This is a genomic window from Asanoa siamensis (assembly GCF_016862555.1).
GTDB lineage: Bacteria > Actinomycetota > Actinomycetes > Mycobacteriales > Micromonosporaceae > Asanoa > Asanoa siamensis.
The window spans coordinates 104497-115888 of the sequence record NZ_BONE01000023.1 but is presented as its reverse complement, the minus strand read 5'-3'; the positions used below and the strand labels follow the sequence as shown (position 1 = coordinate 115888).

Annotated in this window: 9 protein-coding genes and 2 pseudogenes; 5 read left to right on the top strand and 6 right to left on the bottom strand. The window is 70.6% G+C overall.

Annotated elements, in window-relative coordinates:
* Both nhaA and Asi02nite_RS16435 read right to left on the bottom strand, forming a co-directional pair.
* On the bottom strand, positions 1–1204 hold a 1204-nt coding region (gene nhaA, locus Asi02nite_RS16440; protein ID WP_203713822.1), incomplete at its 3' end, for a Na+/H+ antiporter NhaA.
* A 209-nt stretch (positions 1205–1413) separates the two neighbouring features.
* Positions 1414–1860, bottom strand: coding sequence for a DoxX family protein (locus Asi02nite_RS16435; protein ID WP_203713821.1), 447 nt, complete (start codon positions 1858–1860; stop codon positions 1414–1416).
* A 70-nt stretch (positions 1861–1930) separates the two neighbouring features.
* Here Asi02nite_RS16435 and Asi02nite_RS16430 point away from each other — a divergent pair, with 70 nt between their 5' ends.
* Positions 1931–2503, top strand: coding sequence for a TetR/AcrR family transcriptional regulator (locus tag Asi02nite_RS16430; RefSeq protein ID WP_203713819.1), 573 nt, complete (start codon positions 1931–1933; stop codon positions 2501–2503).
* Positions 2504–2511: 8 nt separating this feature from the next.
* On the opposite strand, the gene Asi02nite_RS16425 is transcribed toward Asi02nite_RS16430, so the two are convergent.
* Both Asi02nite_RS16425 and Asi02nite_RS16420 read right to left on the bottom strand, forming a co-directional pair.
* Positions 2512–3951: a GuaB1 family IMP dehydrogenase-related protein gene (locus tag Asi02nite_RS16425; RefSeq protein ID WP_203713818.1), complete on the bottom strand. Its 1440-nt coding sequence runs from the start codon at positions 3949–3951 to the stop codon at positions 2512–2514.
* A 33-nt stretch (positions 3952–3984) separates the two neighbouring features.
* The gene (locus Asi02nite_RS16420; protein ID WP_203713817.1) at positions 3985–5742 is read right to left on the bottom strand and encodes an acetyl/propionyl/methylcrotonyl-CoA carboxylase subunit alpha; all 1758 of its coding nucleotides are present in this window, start codon (positions 5740–5742) and stop codon (positions 3985–3987) included.
* 70 nt (positions 5743–5812) lie between these two features.
* On the opposite strand from Asi02nite_RS16420, the gene Asi02nite_RS16415 reads away from it, so the two are divergent.
* The 4 genes and pseudogenes from Asi02nite_RS16415 to Asi02nite_RS16400 form a co-directional block, all read left to right on the top strand.
* Positions 5813–6430 carry a PadR family transcriptional regulator gene (locus tag Asi02nite_RS16415; protein ID WP_239126755.1) on the top strand — a complete coding sequence of 206 codons (618 nt, stop codon included), beginning with the start codon at positions 5813–5815 and terminating at the stop codon, positions 6428–6430.
* A 62-nt stretch (positions 6431–6492) separates the two neighbouring features.
* The gene (locus Asi02nite_RS16410; protein WP_203713844.1) at positions 6493–7452 is read left to right on the top strand and encodes an ATP-binding cassette domain-containing protein; all 960 of its coding nucleotides are present in this window, start codon (positions 6493–6495) and stop codon (positions 7450–7452) included.
* A 5-nt stretch (positions 7453–7457) separates the two neighbouring features.
* Positions 7458–8222, top strand: a complete 765-nt coding sequence (locus Asi02nite_RS16405; protein ID WP_203713816.1) for an ABC transporter permease — start codon at positions 7458–7460, stop codon at positions 8220–8222.
* A pseudogene (locus tag Asi02nite_RS16400) lies at positions 8186–9238 on the top strand (MFS transporter); the annotation flags it as partial. The gene Asi02nite_RS16405 and the pseudogene Asi02nite_RS16400, both read left to right, overlap by 37 nt.
* A gap of 142 nt (positions 9239–9380) precedes the next feature.
* Here Asi02nite_RS16400 and Asi02nite_RS16395 read toward each other — a convergent pair.
* Positions 9381–10075 (bottom strand): annotated as a pseudogene (locus tag Asi02nite_RS16395) (nucleoside triphosphate pyrophosphatase).
* A gap of 6 nt (positions 10076–10081) precedes the next feature.
* On the bottom strand, positions 10082–11170 hold the full coding sequence (locus Asi02nite_RS16390; protein WP_239126754.1) for a S8 family serine peptidase: 1089 nt from the start codon (positions 11168–11170) through the stop codon (positions 10082–10084).
* Positions 11171–11392: the final 222 nt, after the last annotated feature.

The following is an 11392-nucleotide window of genomic DNA, read 5'->3' as shown; positions in this document are numbered from 1 at the left end:
GGCGGTTGCGGACGCGCAGCACGACGCCCGCCACCACCGCGGCCAGCACGGAACCGACGAGGATGCCCAGCTTCGCGTTCTCGTCCTGTGGGCTGTCGGCGCCGAAGGCCAGCTCACTGACGAGCAGCGAGACGGTGAAGCCCACACCGGCGAGCACGGCCACGCCGGCCACGTCCCACCAGGAGAGGCCGGCGGCGAGCTCCGCCCGGGTGAAGCGGTGCACCAGCCAGCTCGATACCAGCACGCCGATGGACTTGCCCAGCAACAGCCCCAGCACGACGCCGATGGTCACCGGGTTGGCGAGCCCGTCGCCGCCGCCGATCGAGACGCCGGCGGCGAAGAACGCGAACAGCGGCACCGCCACGCCGGCGGACAGCGGTCGCCAGCGGTGCTCGAAGTGTTCCGCCAGACCGGGCCCGGGACCGGGGCGGCGGCGGAGCACCGGCACGGTGAAGGCGAGCAGCACGCCGGCGACGGTGGCGTGCACACCGGACGCGTGCACCAACGCCCAGGTCACGAGAGCTAGCGGCAGGAGCAGCCACCAGGAGCGGACGCGGCGCTGCACGAGCAGGCCGAAGGCGGCGAGCGGGAGGAGGGCCAGCAGGAGCGGCACGACGTGCAGGCTGGTGGTGTAGAAGATCGCGATGATGACGATGGCCAGCAGGTCGTCGACGACGGCGAGCGTGAGCAGGAACGTCCGCAACGCCGCCGGCAGGTGGGTGTTGATGAGGCCGAGCACGGCGAGCGCGAACGCGATGTCGGTCGCGGACGGTATCGCCCAGCCGCGCGGGGCACCGTCGGCCGCTACCAGGTTGACCACGGTGTAGATCACCGCTGGCAACGCCATGCCACCGATCGCCGCGGCAACCGGCAGCGCGGCCCGGCGAGGGTCGCGCAGGTCACCGGCGACGAACTCACGTTTGAGCTCCAGCCCGGCGATGAAGAAGAAGATCGCCAGCAGCCCGTCCGCGGTCCATTCGGCGACCGAGAGATGCAGATGCAGGGCGGCCGGACCGAACTCGGCGCCCGCGATCGCGTCATAGGTGCCGGCCAGCGGCGTGTTCGCCAGGATCACCGCCACCAGCGCGGCCGTGACGAGCAACAGCCCACCGGCGGTCTCGGTGCGCAGGACGTCGGCGATGCGCCGCGTCTCGAGCAGGCTGCCGCTGCCGAACAGATCGCTGACGGGCTTGCGGTCGGCCACGGGCGGCTCCTCTGGTTCGGCGGCACAGCGCCGACCAGCCTTCCCGGCACACCTACGGCCACCCTACCTGCGGCGGGACCCGGTTTTCCGTGTCTCGCGCGCCGCGGCGCACGGCGGAAGCTGCCACGGACGTCGCGGTGCGGTTGGGCGACGCCCGGCCGCCCGTGCCCCACCGAGGCGAACGGGCGGAGGTGTGGAGTGGCCGGACGTCATGCGGCGACGGCGACCGCCACGGCGAGGGCGACCCAGAAGACCTGGAGGGCTGTGCGCCGGGCGATCGGCTCGACCGGGCGGCCGCCGAGGCTCAGCCTGCGGCGGGCCGCCGAGATGTTGGCCGGGAACATGGCGATCATCAGGAGCGCCAGGCACGCGGCGGCCAGGGCGGCCGTGGCCGGGATCAGCAGGCCGATCGCGCCGGCGATCTCGAGGATGCCGGTGGCCGTGACCAGCAGGTCCGGGCGGGGCAGGCGCGGCGGGACCATAGCGATCATGCCCGCGCGCATCTTCGGGGCGAAGTGGGCGAGGCCGGTGACCACGAACATCACCGCGAGGCCGACGCGCAGGGCGGGCAGCCAGCCGTCGAGGGCGTCGACGCCGGCGAGGCCGGTCAGGCGGGCCGCGAGAAAGCCGAGAACGAGGAAAACGAGGGGGGCCATGGCGACACTCCAATCTTGTCACTGTCAAGTTAGCAGGCGAACTTGTCGGTGGCAAGATAGAGTGGGCACCATGACGCGGCCCTATCACCACGGCGACCTCCGGCGGACCCTGCTCGCGGCGGCGGCCGAGGCGATCACCGAGAGCGGGCCGGCCGCGCTGAGCCTGCGCGACCTGGCCCGGCGCGCCGGCGTCTCGCACGCCGCGCCGGCACACCACTTCGGCGACAAGGCCGGCCTGCTCACGGCGCTCGCCGCGGAGGGCTTCACCTTTCTCGCCGACGAGCTCGACCGCACCCGCGCGGCCGGCGGCGGGGTGCTCGACGCGGGCGTGGCCTACGTGCGGTTCGCGGTCGCGCACCGGGCCCACTTCGCGGTGATGTTCCAGCCGGAGCTGCTCAACGGCAGCGACCCGGAGCTGCGCTCGGCGCAGGACCGGGCCTCGGACGCCTTGCGCGACGCGGTCGCCTCGGTCCAGGAGAGCGAGCTACGCGGGGCCGGCGCCCGGATCGCCGGCCTGTCGGCCTGGTCGATCGTGCACGGGTTCGCCACGCTCTGGCTCGGCGGCGCCCTCCCCGACGTCCTGGGTGACGACCCCGAGGAGGCGGCCCGGCAGGTGATCCGCCCCCTCTTCGCCCGCGACTGAGACCGGCGCTACCAGCTCGTCGGCAGCGGCATTCCCTCCGCGTACCCGGCGGTCGACTGCACACCCACCACGGCCCGCTCGTGGAACTCCGGGATCGACGCGGCGCCGGCGTAGGTGAACGCGCTGCGTACCCCTGCGACGATCTCGTCGATCAGGTCCTCGACGCCGGGCCGTTCCGGGTCCAGGTACATCCGCGCGGACGAGATCCCCTCCTCGAACACCGCCTTGCGGGCGCGGTCGAACGGGCTGTCGTCGGCCGTCCGCGCGCTCACCGCCCGCGCCGAGGCCATGCCGAAGCTCTCCTTGTAGCGCCGGCCGTCCGGGTCGGTGTAGAGGTCGCCGGGCGACTCGTAGGTGCCCGCGAACCACGACCCGATCATCACGTTGGAGGCGCCGGCGGCCAGCGCCAGCGCGACGTCCCGCGGGTGTCGCACGCCGCCGTCGGCCCAGACATGGCGTCCGAGTGAACGGGCCGCGACCGCGCAGTCGAGCACCGCGGAGAACTGCGGCCGCCCGACGCCGGTCATCATCCGGGTCGTGCACATGGCGCCCGGCCCGACGCCGACCTTGATGATGTCGGCCCCGGCGTCGACCAGGTCCCGCACCCCGGCCGCGGTCACCACGTTGCCGGCGACGAGCGGCACGGCCGGGTCGAGCGCGCGCACCGCGCGCAGCGCCGTCAGCATCCGCTCCTGGTGACCGTGCGCCGTGTCGACCACCAGCGTGTCGACACCGGCCTCCAGCAGCGCCTCGGCCTTGCCCGCGAAATCGCCGTTGATCCCGATGGCGGCCGCGACCCGCAGCCGGCCCTTGGTGTCCAGCGCCGGCCGGTAGAGCGTCGCCCGCAGCGCGGCGGCCCGGGTCAGCACACCGACCAGCCGGCCCTCCACGTCGATCACCGGCGCGATCCGGCGGCGGCCGGCGGAGAGGGCGTCGAAGCCGCGCCGCGGGTCGGCCTCGGCCGGCACGGTCAGCAGTTCCGTCGACATCACGTGCCGCACCTGGGCGAACCGGTCGACGCCGACGAGATCCGCCTCGGTGACCACGCCGACCGGGCGGTGCGCGGCGTCGACCACGACCACCGCGCCGTGTGCCCGCTTGGGCAGCAGGTGGATGGCGTCACCGACGGTGTCGGTCGGGCCGAGCGTGATCGCCGTGTCGTGCACCAGGTGCCGCTGCTTGACCCAGCCGACCACGTCCGCGACCACGTCGATCGGGATGTCCTGCGGGATCACCGCCATCGCGCCGCGCCGGGAGACCGTCTCGGCCATCCGGCGGCCGGCGACGGCGGTCATGTTGGCCACCACCAGCGGGATCGTGGTGCCGCTGCCGTCGTCGGTGGCCAGGTCCACGTCGAGACGGGACATCAGCTCCGACCGGTTCGGCGTCATGAAGACGTCGTTGTAGGTCAGATCGTGCCCGGGTGCGTTGCCGTCGAGAAACTTCACCCGAACATCATTCCCGGGTACGGCCGGAGAACACTAAGCGATCGTGCAGATGGGAGCCCCGGCACTCACGGTGGCCCCGACCGTCGCCGCCAGCCCGGAGACCGTGCCGGCCTGGTGCGCGTTGATCGGCTGCTCCATCTTCATGGCCTCGAGTACGACGATCAGGTCACCCTCGGCCACCTCGTCACCGTCAGCGACGGCCACCTTGACGATCGTGCCCTGCATCGGGGAGGTCAACGTGTCGCCGCCGGCGGCGCCGGGGCCGCTGCGGGCACCCGCCCGCCTGCTGGAGCGCACATTTGGAGATCCGCCCGAGTTGGCGCCCGTACCCTGGGAAAAGCCGGCGGGAAGACGCACCTCGAGCCGTTTTCCGCCCACCTCGACCACGACGGTCTCGCGTTCCTCCTCCGCCGCCACGGCAGCGGCCGGCGCGTCGAAGGGCGGCACGCCGCCTGCCCACTCCGTCTCGATCCACCGGGTGTGCACGCGGAACGGCTCGTCGGTGAAGGCCGGATCGCGGACGACCAGCCGGTGGAAGGGCAGCGCCGTCGCCATCCCCTCGACCACCATCTCGTCCAGCGCCCGGCAGGAGCGCTCCAGCGCCTCGGCCCGCGTCTCGCCGGTCACGATGACCTTGGCGAGCAGCGAGTCGAAGTTGCCGCCGATGACGTCACCCTCAGTGATGCCCGCGTCGACCCGGACGCCCGGACCGGCCGGCATCCGCAGCTTCGTCACCGTGCCGGGCGCGGGCAGGAAATTGCGGCCGGGGTCCTCGCCGTTGATCCGGAACTCGATCGAGTGGCCGCGCGGCGTCGGGTCCTCGGTGTGTCGCAGCGGCTCGCCGGCCGCGATCCGGAACTGCTCGCGGACCAGGTCGATGCCGGACGTCTCCTCGGAGACCGGGTGCTCGACCTGCAGCCGGGTGTTGACCTCCAGGAACGAGATCGTGCCGTCGGCGCCGACGAGATATTCGACGGTGCCCGCGCCCTCGTACCCGGCCTCGCGGCAGATCGCCTTGGCGCTCTCGTGGATCTGCTTGCGCTGCTCGTCGGTCAGGAACGGCGCGGGCGCCTCCTCGACCAGCTTCTGGTGGCGGCGCTGCAGGGAGCAGTCGCGGGTGCCCACGACGACCACGTTGCCGTGCCGGTCGGCCAGCACCTGGGCCTCGACGTGCCGCGGCTGGTCCAGGTAGCGCTCCACGAAGCACTCGCCCCGGCCGAACGCCGCGACCGCCTCGCGGGTGGCGCTCTCGAACAGCGCCGGGATCTCCTCGATCGTCCGGGCCACCTTGAGGCCACGGCCGCCGCCGCCGAACGCCGCCTTGATCGCGACCGGGAGGCCGTGCTGCTCCGCGAACGCGACGACCTCGTCGGGGCCCTGGACCGGGTCGGGCGTGCCCGGGACCAGCGGCGCGCCGGCGCGCTGGGCGATGTGCCGGGCGGTGACCTTGTCGCCGAGGTCGCGGATGGCCTGCGGGCTCGGGCCGATCCAGGTCAGCCCCGCGTCGATCACGGCCGTCGCGAAATCGGCATTTTCACTCAGGAAGCCATAGCCAGGGTGTACGGCGTCGGCGCCGGCTCTGTGCGCGACGTCGATCAGCTTCTCGATGCGCAGGTAGGTGTCCGCGGCGGTGGCGCCGTCCAGCGCGTACGCCTCGTCGGCGAGCACCGCGTGCGGGGCGTCCCGGTCGGAGTCGGCGTAGACGGCGACGCTGCCCAGCCCGGCGTCCCGGCAGGCGCGGATGACCCGTACCGCGATCTCGCCTCGGTTGGCAACCAGAACCTTTCGCATATTCGGGAGTGTATCGGCGAGGATGATCAACTTGCCCGGGAGTCGCTGTGGGATGTGCAACGCTTGTGGCGTGTCGGCAACCCGGATGATGATCCTCGGCGCGGTCCGCCTCATGCAGCCCGTCCACGGCTACGACGTGCGCCGTGAGCTGCTGAGTTGGGGTGCCGACCGGTGGGCGAACGTACAACCTGGATCGATCTATCACGGCCTGCGCAAGCTCACCGAGGAGTCGATGCTGCGGGAGGTCGCCACCGAGGAGGTCGGTGGGCGGCCGGCGCGGACGTCGTACGAGATCACGGCCAAAGGCGAGGCCGAGTTCGAGTCGCTGCTGCGGGACCTGTGGTGGAACATATCGATGCCGCCAGATCCGTTCTTCGCGGCTTTCGCGTTCATCGATGCCCTGCCTCGGGAGGAGGCGGCGGCCGCGCTGCGCAACCGGGCGACGGTGCTGCGGGCGTCGATCGAAGGTTTGCGTGGGTCGCTCTCGTCTCGGTGGATCAGTGAGCTCAAGCCGACCTATGTGGGCTGGATGTTCGAGCTCAGCATCGTCCGCATGGAGGCCGAGGTCGCCTGGTGCGAGAAGACCGTCGATCTTGTCGAGTCAGGAATGTCGTACTACCCGCCTAGCCTGCGTGAGTCGCCCGAGTTTCGCGACTATCTCGAAAGGTCAAGCAATACTCAACGTTGACCAGTCGAGTTATATCGCGTTAGAGTCCTGGACGACAACGGTCGATCCGGGGGTGTTTCGTGATCATCGAGACCAGGGGGCTGCGGAAGTCGTTCCGCTCCCGCCAGGGGAGAGAGAAGAAGACGGTCGAGGCCGTGCGCGGCGTCGACCTGCGCGTCGACGAGGGGGAGATCTTCGGCTTCCTCGGCCCCAACGGCGCGGGCAAGACCACCACGTTGCGGATGCTCGCGACGCTGATCGTCCCCGACGGGGGCGAGGCCACGGTCGCGGGCGCCGATCTGCTGCGCGACCCGGGTGAGGTGCGTCGGCGCATCGGCTACGTCGCCCAGGGTGGCAGCACGTGGGACGACTCGACCGCGCGCGAGGAACTGGTGCTGCAGGCGCGGCTCTACGGGATCGGCAAGTCGGCGGCGCTGGAGCGGGCCGCGCGGGCTTTGTCCGCTTTCCAGCTGTCCGAATACGCTGACCGGAAGTGCAAGACCTACTCCGGTGGGCAGCGGCGGCGGGTCGACATCGCGCTGGGCATCATCCACGAGCCGCGGGTGGTGTTCCTCGACGAGCCGACGACCGGCCTCGACCCGCAGAGTCGGGCCCACATGTGGGACGAGATCCGCCGGCTGCGTTCCGAGGGCATGACGGTCTTCATCACCACGCACTACCTCGAAGAGGCCGACGCGCTCTGCGACCGCATCGCGATCATGGACAACGGCGAGGTCGTCGCGGAAGGCACGCCCGACTCGCTCAAGCGGTCGATCTCGCACGACGTGATCACGGTCGGGCTCAACGGCGCGACGGCCGATGCCGCCGCCGTGCTCGACTCGGTCGCCTTCGTCGCGCGGCTGGAGAAGCTCGACACCGGCGAGGGCCTGCGGCTCTTCGTCGAGGACGGCGCCACGGCGATGCCGCAGGTGCTGCGCGAGCTCGAGCGCAACGGCGTCACGCTGAAGTCGATCGAGCTGCACCGGCCGAGCCTCGACGACGTCTTCCTGACCAAGACCGGCCGTTCGCTGCGGGAGAAGTGACCCTGATGAAGTTCCTCCGTGACTGCTGGCTGATCTTCGCCCGGCAGATGCAACTCCTGCTGCGCAACCCGATCTGGGTCTTCGTCGGCGTCTTCCAGCCGGTGATGTACCTGCTGCTCTTCGCGCCGCTGCTCAAGCCGGCGCTGTCCCCGCTCGGCGTGACCTCCGACGCCGAGGCCTACCGGGTGTTCGTCCCCGGCCTGCTGGTCCTGCTGGCGATCTTCGGCGGCCTGTTCCAGGGCTTCGGGCTGATCGCCGAGCTACGGGCGGGCGTCATCGAGCGGTCCCGGGTGACCCCGGTGAGCCGGTTCGCCCTGCTGCTCGGCCGGTCGCTGCGCGACGTGGTGTCGCTGATCGCGCAGGCCGGCATCATCACGATCCTGGCCCTCTTCTTCGACCTGCGGGTGTTCATCGGCGACCTGCTGCTGGCCTATCTCATGCTGGCGCTGATCGCCCTGATGACCTCGGCGGTCTCCTACGGCGTCGCGCTCGCGGTCAAGAGCGAGGACGCGCTGGCCCCGCTGATGAACACCGTGGCGCAACCGGTCCTGCTGCTCTCGGGCATCCTGCTACCCCTGCAATTCGCCCCGGGCTGGCTGGAAGACGTCGCCAAGTGGAACCCGTTCTCCTGGGCGGTCGACGGCACCCGCGCCCTGTTCGCCGGCGACATCGGCAACGACCGGGTCTGGCAAGGGCTTCTGATCGTCTCGGTGCTGACCGTGCTCTCGGTCTGGTGGGCGGCGCGCGAGTTCGCCCGCAGCGTGCGCTGACCTCGGCGGCGGTGCCCGCGGGCCACGGGGCCGCGGGCACCGCCGCGTACGGTGTGGGCGTGCCCCGCCTAGTCCACGACCGAGTGACGCTGCTCCTCTACGCGCAACTCGGGGTCTGGGGCTTCTTCCTGTACGGGTTCGGCCCGGTCGTCCCGTTGCTCCGCGACGAGCAGGGTGTCAGCGCGGCGCTGGCGAGCCTGCACGGCACCGGCCTGGCGGCGGGCGTCCTGATCGCGGGGTTCGTCTTCTCGCCGCTGTCCCGCCGGATCGGCCGCGGCGCCACGATCTGGACGGGCATGGCCGGCGTGGTGCTGGTGATCGGCATGCTCTGGGTGGCGCGGCCGCTGCCGTTGACGGTCACCGCGGCGGTGCTGGTCTCGGTCTTCGGCTCGTTCATCGTCAACGGCGTCAACGCGGCGCTCTCGGACCATCAGGGCCCGGCGGCGCCGGCGGCCCTCAGCGAGGCGAACGCGACGGCGGCTTTCACGGGCGTCGTGGCACCGCTGGTGGTGGGTGCCTTCGTCGCGGCGGGCCTGGGCTGGCGCCCGGCGCTCTCGCTGGTGGTGCTGCTCATCCTGGGCGTGCTGCTGCTCGGCACGCTGCTGCGGGTGTCGGTCCCGGCGCGTCCTACGCCGGCCGACGGTCCGGCTGCCGGCGGCCGGCTGTCCCGGGCCTACTGGATCACCCTCGTCCTGCTCGCCGCCACCTCGTCGATCGAGGTCTGCTTCTCGCTCTGGTCGGTCGACGTGCTGCGCACCCACGCGGGCATGGCCTCGGGCCCGGCGGCGGCCGGCTTCGCGGCGGTGCTGGCGGGCATGTTCGTCGGCCGCCTCGCGGCGGGCCGGGTGGCGCTGCACATCGCCTCGGTCCGCCTGTTGTTGCTGTCGCTGGCCCTCACGCTGGTGGGCTTCACGGTGTTCTGGGTGGCGACGGCCCCGTGGCTGGCGGTCACCGGCCTGTTCGTGGTGGGTCTGGGCATCGCGGTGCAGTACCCACTGGTGATCTCACTGGCCCTGGCGGCGGCCCCGGGTCAAGCAGACCGCGCCGCGGGCCTGACGTCGTACGCCGTGGCATTCGGCTTCGGCCTGGCCCCGGTCCTCCTGGGCGCGCTGGCGGACCTGTCGGGCACGCACACGGCTTTCCTGGTGCTGCCGGCCTTCATAGCGGCGGCGGCAGGGTTGACGACCTGGCTGGCGCGGGCGCTGTCCCAGCCGCGGGCGTCAGCTTTTCCAGAGATCGGTCAGCCGCACGCCGAGATCGTCGAGTAGGTGCCGCAGGAGCGGCAACGAAAGCCCGACGACGGTGCCGTGATCGCCTTCGATCCGCTCGACGAACGGCCCACCGAGCCCGTCGATGGTGAACGCGCCGGCAACATGCAGTGGCTCCCCGGTCCCGACGTAGGCGGCGATCTCCTCGTCACTGAGATCGGCGAAGTGCACGGTGGTCGACCCGACGGCCCCGACGGTGACGCCCGCGAGATCGATCAGGTAGTGCCCGGTGTGCAGAACCCCGGACCGCCCCCGCATCCGCTGCCACCGCTGCACAGCGTCATCGGCGCTGGCGGGTTTGCCGTAGATCTGCCCGTCGAACTCGAGCACGGAGTCACACCCGAGCACAAGCAGCCGCGTGCCAGGGCTGACGCTGAGCCCTTCGACGCCAAGCCGCCGAGCAACTTCGGTGGCCTTCATCCGCGCGAGGGTCAAGCACAGCTGCTCGGCCGAGGGCTCCTTGACGGCTTCTTCGTCGACACCACTGACCACGACTTCGACATCGATCCCGGCGGCCTTGAGCAGAGCCCGCCGGGCGGGACTCGCCGACGCCAACACCAACGTTGTAGATCCAGCGGTACGCACGGAGAGCTACGCTACCGGTCCTCTACCCACCCGATGCCGACGGGCACGCAGATGGAGAGCGACGAGCCCGATAACGACCGCAACCCCAACCAAAGCCACAACCCCAACCCACAACCCACCATCGGAGGGCGGGATAGCTTCGGCGGTAATCGGCGGCGGCGAAGTTGGAGCCGCAGATGCTGGCGGTACATCTGTAGACAGCGCGGCGACAACGTTCAGCACTCCATAGCCATACACGTCGTCGCGGCCAGGTGGGCCTTTGTCTGTTGCAGTGGCTGTAAGCCGGCGTATCACCTCGGCGGCCTCAAGGCTAGGAAACCGGCTTCGAATCAAGGCGACTGCACCGGAGACAATCGCAGTTGAGTCCGACGTTCCAGTCCCGACGCCGTAGCCAGAGTTTAATCGGGTCGTCATTATGTCAACCCCGGGCGCGACGAGAACCAAGCCAGGACCCCGGGTCGATATGCCCGCGACAGAGCCGCTTCGATCGGATGCTCCGACCGCCACCACGCCCGGATAGTTCGCAGGGAACCCGATGATCGGCGACGGGGCGTTGCCCGCTGCGGCGACGACGACCACGTCTTCTCGCCGTGCTCTCTCGATCGCACGCTGCAGTCTCTCGGTTGGCCCGCCACTGGCGGATATGTTCACAACCGTCGCGCCGCGATCGATGGCTGCATTGATCGCGTCAGCGGTGAGGTCCGGATTTGTCGACCTGCCCGAAACAGTGTCGACGACAGGAAGGATCTGGGCGGCCGGCGCGATGCCCAGCACGCCCTTACTTCCCCTGCCGTGACCCGCGATCAAGCCAGCCATAGCCGTGCCGTGACCGCTCAAATCCGTGTTCCCGTCGCCGCTCCCGGCGGGGTCCAGCACAGCTCCAGGAAGGACACTGCCGGCCAAGTCAGGATGGGCGTCGACGCCGGTATCCACAACTGCGACGGTGACGCCCTCCCCCTTCGTCAGCTCATGGGCCTGATCGATGTTCAGGAACCGCAGGTGCCATTGCTCGTCCCGGATGTTGTCAACACCAAGGGGAAGGATTGCCACGATGATTGAGGTAGGAACCGCTGCTAGCTTTCGCAGCGTTCTCACCGGTCGAGTCCGATCGCCGGGCCGGGGTCGATTCGGACGTTGACCGCAGGTGGCAAGACGACAGACGGTACTCCTTGTCGGACCTCCCACTGATCCTCTGCGAGACGTTGCTGGATGGCGGACTTGCCGTCGTCGCGGGCCCTTCCTGGACCACCGATAGGGGCAGCGACATATGGTGTTTCGGACCGCGGCGCGATGACGGCGCTGGACACTTCAGGCCGT